Annotated in this window: 14 protein-coding genes; 6 read left to right on the top strand and 8 right to left on the bottom strand. The window is 49.0% G+C overall.

From position 1 onward, the window contains the following. Nucleotides 1-105: 105 nt before the first annotated feature. Nucleotides 106-1,383, bottom strand: a complete 1,278-nt coding sequence (bioA, locus tag L9P87_RS02815) for an adenosylmethionine--8-amino-7-oxononanoate transaminase (protein WP_237443158.1) — start codon at nt 1,381-1,383, stop codon at nt 106-108. A gap of 111 nt (nt 1,384-1,494) precedes the next feature. Between bioA and recQ the strand changes: the two genes are divergently transcribed. Then, on the top strand, nt 1,495-3,642 hold the full coding sequence (gene recQ / locus L9P87_RS02810) for a DNA helicase RecQ (protein ID WP_354001877.1): 2,148 nt from the start codon (nt 1,495-1,497) through the stop codon (nt 3,640-3,642). Beyond that, nucleotides 3,643-4,335, top strand: a complete 693-nt coding sequence (locus L9P87_RS02800; protein ID WP_237443157.1) for a M48 family metallopeptidase — start codon at nt 3,643-3,645, stop codon at nt 4,333-4,335. A gap of 6 nt (nt 4,336-4,341) precedes the next feature. On the opposite strand, the gene L9P87_RS02795 is transcribed toward L9P87_RS02800, so the two are convergent. Then, the gene (locus L9P87_RS02795; protein WP_237443156.1) at nt 4,342-4,944 is read right to left on the bottom strand and encodes a TetR/AcrR family transcriptional regulator; all 603 of its coding nucleotides are present in this window, start codon (nt 4,942-4,944) and stop codon (nt 4,342-4,344) included. A 236-nt stretch (nt 4,945-5,180) separates the two neighbouring features. On the opposite strand from L9P87_RS02795, the gene L9P87_RS02790 reads away from it, so the two are divergent. After that, a complete protein-coding gene (locus L9P87_RS02790; protein WP_237443155.1) occupies nt 5,181-6,002 on the top strand; it encodes a glucosaminidase domain-containing protein in 822 nt (273 codons plus the stop codon). Between the two features lie 52 nt (nt 6,003-6,054). Here the strand turns inward: L9P87_RS02790 and L9P87_RS02785 are convergent, their stop codons facing one another. Continuing rightward, nucleotides 6,055-7,065, bottom strand: a complete 1,011-nt coding sequence (locus L9P87_RS02785; RefSeq protein ID WP_237443154.1) for a polysaccharide deacetylase family protein — start codon at nt 7,063-7,065, stop codon at nt 6,055-6,057. Nucleotides 7,066-7,378: 313 nt separating this feature from the next. Between L9P87_RS02785 and L9P87_RS02780 the strand changes: the two genes are divergently transcribed. Then, nucleotides 7,379-8,773 carry an adenylate/guanylate cyclase domain-containing protein gene (locus L9P87_RS02780; protein ID WP_237443153.1) on the top strand — a complete coding sequence of 465 codons (1,395 nt, stop codon included), beginning with the start codon at nt 7,379-7,381 and terminating at the stop codon, nt 8,771-8,773. Next, complete coding sequence (locus L9P87_RS02775) at nt 8,770-9,828, top strand: tetratricopeptide repeat protein (protein WP_237443152.1); 1,059 nt, start codon at nt 8,770-8,772, stop codon at nt 9,826-9,828. Before L9P87_RS02780 ends, L9P87_RS02775 begins: the two co-directional genes overlap by 4 nt. Here the strand turns inward: L9P87_RS02775 and L9P87_RS02770 are convergent. From L9P87_RS02770 to L9P87_RS02750, 5 genes are all read right to left on the bottom strand, one after another. Then, nucleotides 9,818-10,585, bottom strand: coding sequence for a pyridoxine 5'-phosphate synthase (locus L9P87_RS02770; protein WP_237443151.1), 768 nt, complete (start codon nt 10,583-10,585; stop codon nt 9,818-9,820). The two genes, L9P87_RS02775 and L9P87_RS02770, sit on opposite strands and share 11 nt — an antisense overlap. A gap of 57 nt (nt 10,586-10,642) precedes the next feature. Beyond that, complete coding sequence (locus L9P87_RS02765) at nt 10,643-11,317, bottom strand: peptidylprolyl isomerase (RefSeq protein WP_237443150.1); 675 nt, start codon at nt 11,315-11,317, stop codon at nt 10,643-10,645. Between the two features lie 45 nt (nt 11,318-11,362). Beyond that, nucleotides 11,363-12,067, bottom strand: a complete 705-nt coding sequence (locus tag L9P87_RS02760) for a TIGR04211 family SH3 domain-containing protein (protein WP_237443149.1) — start codon at nt 12,065-12,067, stop codon at nt 11,363-11,365. Between the two features lie 203 nt (nt 12,068-12,270). Further along, nucleotides 12,271-12,570 (bottom strand): YciI family protein, encoded by a 300-nt coding sequence (locus tag L9P87_RS02755; RefSeq protein WP_237443148.1) that lies wholly within the window; start codon nt 12,568-12,570, stop codon nt 12,271-12,273. Then, nucleotides 12,571-13,158, bottom strand: a complete 588-nt coding sequence (locus tag L9P87_RS02750; RefSeq protein ID WP_237443147.1) for an inner membrane-spanning protein YciB — start codon at nt 13,156-13,158, stop codon at nt 12,571-12,573. A 110-nt stretch (nt 13,159-13,268) separates the two neighbouring features. On the opposite strand from L9P87_RS02750, the gene L9P87_RS02745 reads away from it, so the two are divergent. Beyond that, nucleotides 13,269-14,144, top strand: a complete 876-nt coding sequence (locus tag L9P87_RS02745; RefSeq protein ID WP_237443146.1) for a PHP domain-containing protein — start codon at nt 13,269-13,271, stop codon at nt 14,142-14,144. Nucleotides 14,145-14,156 lie beyond the last annotated feature (12 nt).

Genomic DNA, 14,156 nt, shown 5'->3' with positions numbered 1-14,156 from the left:
AAAGCGCCATCGTGCTCTCGCAATAGTTGAGAGTCGAAAAGCCCGCATCCCGCTCTGATTCAGAGTCGGTTGCGGGTTTTTTTTTGCCAGTCAAACGACGTGATTTTATTCAATAATAGACAGTAGAGTGCTACACAAATAGTGAAGATCGTCGTCGGATATGATAAATGGTGGCATGATATAGACCAATTTTCCAAAGGGTCTGACCCAGATGCCTGCCTCGACAAATTTGGGGGTGATGTCGGCCATATTAACGGCATGTTTCATTTCAATAACACCGATGGCGCCTAATACCCGAACATCTTCAACGTTGTCGTATGCGAGAGCCGGGTGTAATGCCGACAATAATTGCTGCTCAATATTGGCCACGGTTTGTTGCCATGGTGAGTCAAGCAGTAGGTCTATGCTGGCGTTGGCAATTGCACAGGCAAGAGGGTTGCCCATAAAAGTAGGGCCGTGCATTAACACGCCAGCCTCGCCGCTACATATACCCTCGGCCACACGGTTTGAGCATAGCGTCGCCGCCAGGGTCATATAGCCACCAGTGATCGCCTTGCCGAGGCAGAGGATGTCGGGGCTTATATTGGCGTGCTCACAGGCGAATAGTTTACCGGTACGGCCAAAGCCGGTGGCAATTTCATCGGCGATTAACAATACGTTAAACTCATCACAAAGCGCTCTGATGCGCGCCAAATATTGAGGCGAGTAAAACCGCATACCGCCGGCGCCCTGGACGATTGGCTCTAAAATAACCGCGGCAATAGTACTGTGATGCTGTTGTAATTGATGGGTAAAATCTGCGATATCAGCTTCTGTGAAATGGCGATCAAAGCCCATCGGCGGCGCCTCACTGAACAGGTGTTGTGGCATCGACTTTTCGAACAGGTGATGCATGCCGGTAACGGGGTCACAGACACTCATTGCGCCAAAGGTATCACCGTGGTAACCGTTGCGCAGTGACAGCAGCTTGGTTTTAGTGTTGATGCCTTGGGATAGCCAGTATTGCAATGCCATTTTCATTGCCACCTCGACAGCCACCGAACCTGAATCAGCGAGAAAGACCTTGTCGAGGTTGGCTGGGGTGATTTTTACCAGGGTCTTACACAGAGTAATGGCCTGGGGGTGGGTCAGGCCGCCGAACATCACATGACTCATCTTGCTCAGTTGTTGTTGAGCAGCCTCGTTCAGTACCGGATGGTTGTAGCCGTGGATGGTCGACCACCAAGAAGACATGCCGTCGATCAGTTGTCGGCCATCGGCAAGCGTCAGGCGCACGCCATCGGCGGACACGACGGGGTAGTTGTCGATGGGATTATTGGTCGATGAGTAGGGGTGCCAGACGGCTTCTTTATCATCGTTAATCAATTGCTGGTTATCAAACATAATCACGCGATACCGTAGGTGAAAAATGACTGTAGCCGATGGTTAGAAAACTAAAGCTGAGATGCCCCCGATGTTTAGTTACTTTTGCCAGCCGGCCAGTATAATGCTGCTATGTTAACAGATCCTAAATCAATACTATCGACCGTTTTCGGTTATGACCAGTTCCGTAGCCCCCAGGGTGAAATCATTGAAACCATTGTTGAGGGTAAAGATGCGCTTGTCATCATGCCAACCGGTGGCGGTAAATCACTGTGCTACCAAATACCGGCAATAGCCCGTGGTGGTGTCGGCATCGTGGTTTCGCCATTGATCGCCTTAATGCAGGATCAGGTACAAGCGCTGCAGCAATTAGGTGTCAGCGCAGCCTTTTTGAATTCGACGCAGGAATTTGATCAGCAGCGTGCCGTCGAAGATGCCCTGCGCGATAATCGCATACAGCTGTTGTATGTTGCGCCAGAGCGACTGATACAGCCGCGTACGACGGCTTTGTTACAGGGCTGTCAGGTGTCGTTGTTCGCCATTGATGAGGCGCATTGTGTTAGTCAATGGGGGCACGATTTCAGAAGTGACTACCTGCAGCTAGGGGCCGTGCTGGAAAGTTTTCCCGCCGTTCCTCGCATAGCGTTGACCGCTACCGCAGATGATCGCACGCGAAAGGATATTGTTGCCCGTCTACATCTGGATACCGCCGAACAGTTTATCTGTGGTTTTGATCGCCCTAATATCCAATACCGTATTAATCAAAAGCAAAATGCTCGTCAGCAATTGTTATCGTTTATTCGGCTGGAACATGCCAGCGATGCCGGTATTGTCTATTGTATGTCGCGTAAGCGGGTTGACCAGACTGCCGCGTGGCTGTGTACGCAAGGGTTTAAGGCGCTGCCTTATCACGCCGGCTTATCGAAGGAGGTTCGTGCAGAGAACCAACAGCGGTTTCTGCGTGAAGAGGGGATTATTGTGGTGGCTACTGTCGCCTTTGGCATGGGCATTGACAAACCTGATGTGCGTTTTGTTGCCCATTTGGACCTGCCGAAATCAATAGAGGCTTATTACCAGGAAACGGGGCGAGGCGGGCGTGATGGCTTACCAGCCACTGCCTGGATGGTTTATGGTTTGCAGGACGTTATTGGCATGAAACAGCTGATGGCCGGTTCGGCCGGTAACGAAGATTTCAAACGGGTGGAGGGAATGCGTCTCGATGCGATGCTTGGCCTGTGTGAAATCAGTTCCTGCCGCCGGCAAGTGCTGCTGCGCTATTTTGGCGAACAAACCGATCCCTGTGGGAACTGTGATAATTGTATTACGCCACCGGAGGTGTGGGATGCAACGGTTTCGTCGCAGAAAGCGTTATCCTGTGTCTACCGAACCGGGCAGCGCTTCGGTGCCGGTCATGTCGTCGATGTTTTACTGGGTAAGTCGACAACCAAGGTGCAGGAATTTGGTCATCAGCAGTTATCAACCTTCTCGATCGGCAAGGAGTTGAATGAAAAAGAGTGGCGCTCAGTTTTTCGCCAGCTGGTGGCCCGAGGTATGCTGAACGTTGACGTCGAATCCTGGGGGGCGCTCAAGCTGGGGGAGTCCTGCCGACCCTTGTTGCGCGGTGAGCAATCTATTTCGCTAAGGCGTGATGCAGTTATACTGGAAGCCGCGTCTGGGCGCAAGAAGCGAAGCTCTCAGTCGGTAGCCTCTAGTGATCAGTTGCTTTGGAATACACTACGCCATACTCGTAAGCAATTAGCCGAAGAGCAGAGTGTGCCGCCATACGTCATTTTTAGCGATGCCAGCCTTATGGAGATGTTGGCTGTGAAACCGGTAACCGAGCAACAATTCTTATCCATTACCGGCGTAGGAGCCACTAAGCTCGAGCGTTACGGTCAAAACTTCATGGCCGTCATCGAAGATTATTTGCAGACACACGGAAATGCCAGTATCTCCAGCGCAGGTAATACGGTATGGGAAACGCAAGCGTTGTTATTAGCTGGTTTGAATGTTGTTGCCATTGCTGCTCAGCGACAGCTTTCTGAAACGACTATTTTTAACCACTGCGCACAATTGTTAGGCGAGGGTAGAGTATCTCTCGAAGCAGTTGTTGAGATCGATAAAAAGCACCTGCAGTTGGCATCTGACGCTTTACATGAGCACGGTTTACAGAGTGATGGCAGCATTAGAGTAAAGCCTGCCTATGAAGCGCTGGGAGGGTTGGTAGATTATGCCCAGTTACGCTGCATTGCCGCAGCAATGATGGCCAAGTCTAATTAAATGGACGGCTTTATCGATTATCAGATCAAGTTAATGCGCCGTAAGACTATTGGCATATACATTTTGCCAGACGGTGTCGTTGAGGTGAGGGCGCCCAAGCGAACAACGCGGCAGTCGATCGCTACTTTTGTGGCGGGTAATCGCCAGTGGATAGAGCAGCGAATGGCTTTGGCAGAACAGCGAAAGGGGCGGCCGTTTAATGTTTTTGGTCGCCCGCGCCAGGTGTTGGTCGAGTTGGGTCAGCGTCGATATATCAGGCTTTCTGCTCGCCAGTTACGTATTGTGATACTGCCTGGGGATGATGATGAGGCAATGAGGCAGCAGTTGAAGGCTTGGTTGTTGGTCATTGCTCGGCGATATTTAGCTCGACGCTTAGTCGCGAACCTTGATTGGTGTCATGTGCTGCGCGTTGATAAGCCCGAGTTACGTGTTCGTTATATGCGCAGCCGATGGGGTAGTTGCAGTCTATCGGGTAGAGTGAATCTCAGTACAACCTTGGTGCAGTTGCCTGTTGAATTTTGTGACTATGTTATTGCCCATGAACTGTGCCATCTCAGGGTTTTTAATCATAGCCCGCGTTTTTATCAATTGATGCAAGTGTTGCAGCCAGATTGGCGGTTGAAGAGAGAGTACTTAAAGCAGATTGAGACAGGGGTGGAGGTGATGCAGATCAAGTCATACCTGCATCGTTAGCTCGTGCTATTTGCTACATATACCATTGAGTAAGATGTCGAACATAGAGTCGATTTGCTTATCGCCGCTGGCATCAGGGAAGCGGTCGAACCTGTCCTGCATCAAACTGGCAACGCCGTGAATAGATGCCCAGACAGAATTGGCGGTGATGGTGATGTCCTCGATTGAAAATATGCCCGTATCCACCCCTGTTTGTAGGCTTTTCTCAATTAACTTAAAACTGCGTTGTCCGGCGGCAAGTAATTCTGGGTAGCTTTTTCTATCACCTAAGATAGGGCCAAACATGAGCTTGAAGACTTCGGTGTTTTCCAGGCTGAATAAGATGTAGCTTCTGGCCATGGCCTTAAGATATTTTGGCGGCTGGTCATCGAGGTCGGTGATGGCGTCAGAAATGCTATGGGCCATAATATCGAAGCCATTAATTGCGATGGCGGATAGCAGTTGATTTTTATCTTCAAAATGTCTGTACGGGGCTGTTTGCGAAACGCCAATTTCTCTGGCCAGGGCGCGCAGGCTGATATTTTCAGCGCCTTTTTCGTCGAGGTGGGCTATACCTAAGTTAATCAAGCTCTCGCGTAGGTTGCCGTGGTGGTAGGTGCTGTCTGCCATAATCTTATAATTCTCAGTGGTATCTATTATCACAGCAAGGCTGGATGCAATGTTGACATGCGTTTGTCCAAGGCATTATGCCGTTTTTTTCTAATGACAGCTAGTGTCACCGGTCTAAACTCATTCAAATTAACGTATAAAAGGTGCGCCTCCATCCGATGGAAGTGTTTGAAAGTTGTCACGGTTTAGGGATTTAGTATATGATTCAGCCAATTTTTTGTACTCAGGGGTTGAAAATGGGATGCAGCTCTCGTTATTGGTGTGTGGTCGCCGTTGTTTTGATGTTGATTGGCTGTGGCGCCGAACCGCAGAAGGAAGAGATCAAAGAGGTGGTTGTTGAAACTGACAAGACGGCAGATGAACAGCTGAAAAGGCCTGAAACCAAGTTCTCTGAAACGCCAAGCTTTGCTCAAATAGCCGACGTCAAAGAGAAGAAGGCGCAATTTTTTAATTATCTACTGACCTATATCGCATCAGAAAATAGCTATATAACAGCGGAGAGAAGGCAGGTTGTCACTCTTCAGCAAGCCTTGCGGGTAGGACAGCTGTCTGAACAGCAGTCTGTGGTGCTGCAGGGATTGGCAAAGCGTTACAAATTGTCTGAGGCGCTGTCTATTCAGGAGCAACTAGAGCAGTTAATGGTCCGTGTTGATATCGTACCACCCTCGCTGGCTTTGGCGCAGTCTGCCAATGAGTCGGCGTGGGGAACCTCTAGGTTTGCCACGCAGGGTAATAACTATTTTGGTCAATGGTGCTTTAACTCAGGCTGTGGCATTGTGCCTCAATCAAGGCCTGAGGGTGAAATTTACGAGGTGGCCAGATTTGAGGATGCCGGTGGATCGGTGCGAGCATATTTTCTTAATTTAAATACCCATGGCGCCTATCGTCAGCTGCGAGCAATTCGCGCAGAGGCCAGGCAAGGCAATCAGGTGATTACCGGTGTTGATCTTGCTGTGGGTCTGCGGAGTTATTCAGCGCGGGGTGAGCAATATGTTGAAGAAATTCAAAAGATGATTATCTTCAACAAGCTCGATATACTCGACAAAAATGACTTCTAGAGAAAAAAGCCGCTGAATCAGCGGCTTTTTTTTGTCATTTCTCTGCGATGGTTTAGTCGGTGGGTAGCTCGCCCTGGGCGTTGAAACGCAACCAGGCATGGGAGTACCAGTGATACCGTCCGCCCTCTTGGCTGGGCATTGTGCAGTTATACCGAGAGCGCCCAGTAATAATCTCCTTTTTTGCGGTCACTACAAAGCTATTGTTGTTGGTATCAATGTTAGTGATGTCGCCAGTGCCCTGGTTGCTGACATAACAGGCAAGCTCTGAGAGGCGCCAATCACCAGGCTCCAGAGTGATACGAATAGAGGGTTTTTTGACCGCATAGGAAGTCAGCCCGGACTGATCTTCGCCGACTAATACCTCAACTGATTTGATTGGCATGGGCAGTGATTTCAGTTTTGTCCGCAGGGTTTTTGGGTTGGCATAGACGCCGGCGGCGGGGAATCGTGGCAGCGCGGTAAAATCCAATGCCGAGGACAGAGCGCCGGATTGTTGGCCAAAACCAACGTAGCCTAGCTCGCTGATGATTGCCTGCAGTGGCTGGTCGAATTCGCCATAGGGGTAGGCAAATAACGGGAGCTCACTATTGGTGTGTTGTTTTAATTTGTCCTTGGTTATTAATATTTGATCGTGCATACGTTGCTGCCATTGCTCTTCTGTCTCCCCCTCTAGACGGGTGGCCATGTGGCTATGATGGTGGCTGTGGTTAGCGAGTTCACCACCTTTGTCTTGTAAACTGTTTAATTCTTGCCAGCTCATAATGTGTCGGTGCTGCTCATCGACCGCTGCTGAATTGACAAAGACAGTAAATGGCCAGCCACGTTTTTCGAGCATTGGCGTCGCTGTTGTGAGGATGGAGTCATAGGCGTCATCGAAGGTGATGACGGTTACTCTACTGGGCAGCGTAGTCCCCTGCTGTAAGTAACGAACCACTTTGCTTAGCGGCCAAACCTCAAAGCCGTTGTCTTCAATCATTTGCAGGTGTTGAGCGAATTCACCCGGGGTTGTGGAGGTGATTCTCGGTGTTGTATCGCTGATATGGTGGTATAGTAATACTGTCACAGCATTAGCTCTAAGGCTTAAGCCAGTGAAAAGTATAAGAATAATAAGAGTGCCAAAACGTCTTAGGCGTAAGTACTGAGTGTATTTTGTTAAAAACATATTCATAATTGGTCTGTTCTGTTAGTGGCAGTGACGTTGATTTTACCCTATTTAAGCTTTGCTTCCGGGCTGAGTTTATTATCGCCTGTTAATAATTGGGCTTTTAGTGGTTGGTATTTTTTTCTGTAGCCTTGCAGCTGCACAAGTGTATGTTATTGAGTGTTTTTTTAAAATTCAGGTGTTAATCGATTTTGTTTTGCAACAAGAGTAGTCCATGTCTGCAGCTTTAAACAACCGGTTGTCGTTAGGAATCAAATTAGCTGCTGTTATCGCCGTCCTCGTGGTCGGGGGGATGTCTGTACTCGGCTTGTCTGTGTTAAATAAGCAGAATCAGCTGCAGGATGAGCAGCTAGAGGCGCTTGGTCAGGCTTTGGCGTCGCAGACTGCGGCAACAGCCACCGAGCCGCTATTTACGGGTGACAGCCTCTCTCTTCAGTTGCAGGCGGAGCAGAGTATTGCCCTGGCGAGAATAAAGGCCGTTCAGATCAGCTCTAGCAGTGGTGATATTTTAGCCTTCGCCGGCGATGTTAACGCCCTTGCCGACGCAGTGTCAGCACAAGAACATTATTACTTTACCAGTGATGTTAGTTTTCGTGAGACCTCAGGCGGTCGTGTTGAAATCCTTTTGGAGTCCAATGAGCTGGCCAAGACCTATGAGCATATACTAAGGCTGGTGTTGATTGTTGGTGGCGGGGTAACGGTGGCGGCTTTATTTATTGCCTTGCTCATTGCCCGCAAGATAAATCAGCCTATTAACATGTTGCTGGATGCGACAGAAAAAATCGGTGCTGGTGACTACAGAGTGGCGGTGCCCTCTGAGCGCCGGGATGATGAAATAGGCCAGTTGCTCAGTGCCATCAGCGATATGGGACAGGGTTTATATCAGCGTGATCAAGTTGAGACGATGTTAGGCGGTTTTGTTAATCAGGATATTGCTAAGCAGGTGATTAGCAAGGCTGATGCGGTCAATATTAAGGGCGAGCGAGTTGAGGCGACGGTATTGTTTGCCGATATAGTCGGCTTTACATCGATGTCAGAGACGCTGACTCCTGAGCAAGTGGCAGAGCTGCTCAATGAATATTTTTCATATTTTGCCCACTGCTCTGATTTGTATTTTGGCACCGTTGATAAATTTATCGGTGACTGTGTCATGGTGGTATTTGGCGCACCAAAGGCCAACGAAGATCATCGATTCAATGCGGCAGCCTGTGCTTTCTTGATGCAGCGGTTGACCCAGGCGCTTAATCATCGTCGTCGTGATGAGGGGCTGCCTGAGGTGATGCTGCGTATTGGTATTAATTCTGGTCAGATGTTGGCAGGTGTGCTTGGTGGCGATAAAAAAATGGAGTACACCGTCGTCGGCGACTCGGTAAACCTGGCGTCACGTTTGTGTAGCGAGGCTGAAAGTGGCCAAATTATTGTCACTGAAGAGTATAAAACATCACTGCTTGAGCCACAGCGGGTCTGCTTAAACTCGCAAAAGCGGATTAAAATAAGAGGCAAGGCGGTGCCCGTACAAACATTTGAAATCACCGATATTGCCTCTGAGTATCAGCTCACGATGAATACCTTAATCGATGACTTACTGAGTATTCGGGAATCCCTATGAACATCATCAAAGTCTTCAGCTTGGCCGTTATTATGCTGGTTCTGCAGGGCTGTCAAATGCCCGGACACCTCGATGAAGATGTGCTGCAGTTGCGCGTAGATGACTTGCTCGCTAACCAGAAATATCAGAGGGCTATTGACTTGGTTGCTAAACAGCAACCTCAGACAGCCAAACTGGAGCAGCAACACCGTCGGCTGGTCGATGGAGCAGAGCACTACCGTCGAAGTTTGGCGGCGCAAGTAAACGGCTTGGCTAAAAATTCTCGCTGGGTTGAAGCAGAGGCATTAATGTCGCAGGGGGTGAATAACTATCCCAGTGAGGAAATGCGCAGCCAATACGACAGCATTATTTTGCGCCGTGAAGCCTATCTGGAGAAGCACTGGCGACAGTTAAATTATCAGAGGGCCTCAGTGATACCAGACAACATTGCTGAGGTTAATAAGTTATTAGCGGCACAGCCGGGTGATAAGCAGGCACAAAATCTCTCGAAGCAATACGCCCAAGAGTCTTTAGAATTGTTGAAATTTGTCGTTGAAACGGCGGAGATGAATGAGGGACGGGGACGCTATACCGCAGCAAAGGCTGATTATCAATTGGCTAAATTGCTGTCGCTCGACAAGCAATATGGCGATGAGATGCGTCGTTTAGATGGCAAATTATTGGCTCTACAGCAGGCGAAAAAGAAACAGAAGCAGCAGTCTCTGTTGAAACAGAAACAAAAATTAGAGGCGCAGTTTTTGGCGTCAATTGCCAGTGGTGAATTACAGGCGGCGGAAAAACAGCTGGCTAACATCGCAGCGCTAGGTATTGATAGCCAGCGCTTGCAGGGTTATCGTGAGGTGCTCGATGAGAAGGTGGCTAGAGCTGTCTCAATTTTAGTGATGAAGGCTAACACTGCCTATACGCTCGGAGAGATAGAGGCAGCTATTGCAGATTGGCAGCAGGCGTTGGTATTGCAGCCGAATAATTCGGTGGTGGTCGAGAAGCTTGCCCGTGCCAAGGCTTTCAAAAATTACTATGAAAGCCTGCAGGGTGACAAGTTGACTAGCGAGTAGACAGTGCTGCCAGGTAATTGGCAATGGCTTGCTGCAGACCAACTTCTATACAGTCAATAGTAAAAGAATGTCCAATAGATACTTCTAACAAATGAGGTAAATGGCGGCAGAATAGCGGTAGATTTTGAGTGTTAAGATCGTGCCCTGCGTTGAGTCCAAGCCCGCATTTTTTGGCAGTTTTAGCAGCCTGGGCAAATTGCGCAATCGATGCATCAATATCCCCGCCAGTGTCTACTGCTTCGGCGTAGGGTCCGGTGTAAAGCTCGATGCGATCGGCGCCAAGCTTTGCTGCCAGTTCAATTTGGTCGTCAATCGGATCCATAAATAAACTGCTGCGAACCCCCAGGCTTTTTAGCTCATCAATAATGGGCTGTAATCGATTAAAATCTTGCTTCAAATCGAAGCCGTGGTCTGAGGTCAGTTGGCTGTTGCTGTCGGGCACTAGGGTGCACTGAGCCGGCTTTATTTGTCGGATTAAGGTCATAAAGCCAGGGTAGTCACTGACACCAGGGCGATCGCTGGCCATTGGTGGTGCAAAGGGATTGCCCTCAATATTCAGTTCCACATCGATGGCCTTGGCGAGTGCAAAACAGTCGTCGGCGCGAATGTGGCGCTGGTCAGGGCGAGGGTGCACAGTAATACCGTGGGCGCCAGCATCGATACACATTTGGGCGTGTTTAACGACATCGGGGTATAGCGTGTCTCGTGAGTTTCGAATCAGTGCAATTTTGTTAAGGTTGATACTCAGCGCAGTCATCTGTATAGCCTTGTTTTGTCGGAGTGCTACCGACCGGTAGCACACAATAGAAAGGGTTTAGCCGTTATTTTGTGGGATGTCTTGGTCGACGGGGGGGTGACTGATTGCCTCTTCGCTCGTGGCATCCGCATCGATAGCTTTCTCCTTGTCGATGGTAAGAGCGGCCTCGTCAGCCTTGCGGTAGACATTGGTGATGATAATAGGCTCGACAGGTACATCGGCGTGGCCGCCGACGCGTGTTGTGTCTTGAATCACAATGTCGTCAACCACATACATACCATCGATAACGCGTCCAAATACAGCGTAGCCATCGTTGCCAGCGCGGCGGTCAAGGCTTAGGTTGCTTCGCACATTAATAAAAAACTGAGAGGTGGCACTGTCGGGGTCAGATGTTCTGGCCATAGACAGCGTAGTACGATCGTTATAGAGGCCGTTATTGGCCTCGTTTTTGATTGGGGAGAGCGTGGCTTTCTCGGACATTTGCTCGGTAAATCCGCCGCCTTGAATCATGAATCCAGGAATAATACGGTGGAATATTGTGCCGTTATAAAAGTCGCTGTCTACATATTGTAAGAAATTGGTAACAGTAATCGGCGCTTTGTCTTCGAAAAGTTCAACAGTGATATCGCCCTTGGTTGTTTCTAAGACAACCGTGGGGTTCTCTGCGTGACTGACACCGCTGAGTAAGCCGATGAGAAAAGTGGCGGCGATAAAAGACTTTATAGCATTCATGAATAGGGTTCCTGTTGCGTTGCAGAGATGATGGTTATGACGAGCTTACCACTCAGATTTGCGTTTTTTAGGTCTGAGGCGGGGGATGATCAAGGCTAATAGCACGCCAAAACCGACGGCACCAACGCCATTCATAAACCATTCGACATCAGATTTGTCTTTGAGTCGATCGTTATCGGCGGTTAATACATCGATTTCATTTTTTAACATCTGGTTATTTTCGCCCAGCGTTTTGTTGCTGTTTGAAAGATTGACTGCATTGGCGGAAAGTTTCTTTAGAGCTGCGAGTTCGCTGCTAAGACGTTGGTTGTCAGCATTCAAGGTTTTGTTTTTGCTGTTGAGCTCGGTGTTCTGTGTTTTGCTTTGATCAAGCTGGGCGGCTATAGGGCCGGCCTGTTGTGACAGTGTGGCGATTCTTGCGCGGGCTTCCGCAAGTTGTAAGCGGGCGCTTTTCTCTGGTATCAGGTACTGAGCCGGTGCCCAGCCTGTGGTGCCGTCGGTGGTACTTACCTGATAAAATTTTTGATCGTCACTGAGCGAGATTACCTCGAGTGCCGCACCGCTTTTTAGTTGTTTGATAATGCGGTGGCTGTTGGTTGGGCCACTGCGCAGGTTGATCAATAATATGTCTGATACGTAGCGAGTATCGGCGGCTGCCGTTATTTGGCTGGTCAGAGTGGCGCTGGCGAAGACAGCCGCGGCAGAAAGTGTCAAAAGGCTTCGGCTGAGGTATTTAAAGACTGATTTCATATGGTTGATCTGCGCATAAATTAAGGTAGAAGATAAAATCGCTGTAACATTAATATGTTAAAGCAATGACCTCAAAAAGTTATAATAACCCATTGGGAGGTAAACGGCATAATTTAATAAACTAGGCGCGCTGTCAACATGAGCGTGGTTGAAATCAGACGCAGTTTGAAAAGCCGGCGCGGCAACCTCGCCGGCTGCGGCGTTTACGGCAATACTTTTTTGAACGGTTTGACGGTAACCTGTTGATATACGCCGGCGGCAATATAAGGGTCGTTGTCGGCCCATTGCTGGGCGGCGGCGAGGTTGTCGAATTCGGCGATAACAAGAGAGCCAGTAAAGCCGTTTTGTCCGGGGTCTTCGCTGTCAATAGCCGGATGAGGGCCGGCGACAAATAGCCGCCCCTGTTGTTGCAGTTGCTGTAACCTAGCAAGATGATCCGGGCGGGCGGCTAATCTCTTTTCTAGACTGTTTTCAATATCCTGGCTGATAATGGCGTATAGCATTTATTCGTTCTCTTTAGTTTCGTCTTTAAGATGCGGCGCCAAAACGGCAACGGTGATAATCGATAATAGTACGGTAAAGCCAATGGATGAAAACAGTTTGTAATCGACCCAGAATTCTTCGCTATAGTGGTAGGCGACAAACAGGTTAAGGGCGCCGACGATAATAAAATTGGCTACCCAGAGATTGGATAGTCGCGTCCAGACTTTCTTCGGAAGATTAAGCTGGCTGCCAAGCATGCGTTCAAGCAAATTCTTATGGCTGATCAACTGACTGGCGATGAATACGGCTGCCATCCCCCAGTTAAAAATAGTGGGTTTCCACATAATAAAGGCGTTGTTGCGTAATACGAGGGTGAGGCCGCCGAAGACGCAGACGGCTAATACCATCCATAATTGACGCTTTTCTAGTTTGCCGGTAATAATGCGGCTGATGACGGCTTCAGCAATAGTGGCGATAATCAGCACGGTGGTGGCGCTGTAGATACCATCGAAGGTGTAGTCGAAGCCGGCCACTGAAATTTGACTGCCATCCATCCGGTAGGTGATGAAAAATAGAATAATGGGGATGAGTTCAGCAATTTGCTTCATAGCAATAATATACCTGGTAATAGTACGGTGAGGCGTCGGCAAAAGTGTTAATATACCGCTGTTATTTATCGTTCGCGGCGACATCATAGCGAATTCTAACGCTTTCACCAATGGAGACTGATGATATTGTGCGACCAATAGTGGATTTACATTGTCACAGTAAGGCCTCAGATGGCACCTTGGAACCAGCGGAGGTCTATAATCGGGCTTGTGATAATGGTGTCGATAAGCTGGCGTTAACCGATCATGATACGATCGCCGGCTGCCTAGAACTTAAGCAGGCAATCGATGACGGTCGTATCGTCAAACGGGCTGAATTGATCAGTGGTATTGAGTTGTCTTGCCTGTGGAACAAGCGCGGTATTCACATTATCGGTCTCGGTTTCGATCTCGATAGCGAGGTCATGACGGATGCTGTTAGTCGACAGACGGCGGTTAGAAATGAACGAGCAGTTACCATCGGTAAGCGACTCGCTAAATTGGGCTTCCCCAATTGTTACGAGGGGGCATTAACCATTGCTGATGGCTGCCAAATTGGCCGGCCACATTTCGCGCAATATATGTTGGCCCAAGGGTATGTCAGTAATATTAATCAGGCTTTCACTAAGTATTTAGGTGCAGGTAAACCTGGCGATGTGAAGAGTGGTTGGCCTAGCTTGGCAGAGGCCGTTGGCTGGATTAAGGATTCTGGTGGTATCGCAGTGGTGGCCCACCCGGAGCGTTATAAATTAACCCGAACAAAACTTTGCCAACTATTGCAATGCTTTGTCGATGCCGGCGGGCAGGGCATTGAAATGGCGGGCAAGGCACAGCATATCAACACCCAGCGAGATATTGCTAAATTGTGTGCTCAATACGAGTTGCTGGCCTCGGTGGGCAGTGACTTTCACAACCCAGAATACCGCTGGAATGATTTGGCCTCAGTACCCAGTATACCGGCTGACCTCACCCCAGTTTGGCAGCACCTTAAACCCGTAGTACAGTAACTTAGCGAAAGC

The sequence above is a fragment of the Sinobacterium norvegicum genome (genome assembly GCF_923077115.1).
Classification (GTDB): domain Bacteria; phylum Pseudomonadota; class Gammaproteobacteria; order Pseudomonadales; family Sinobacteriaceae; genus Sinobacterium; species Sinobacterium norvegicum.
This window is presented reverse-complemented; position numbering and strand designations above follow the sequence as displayed.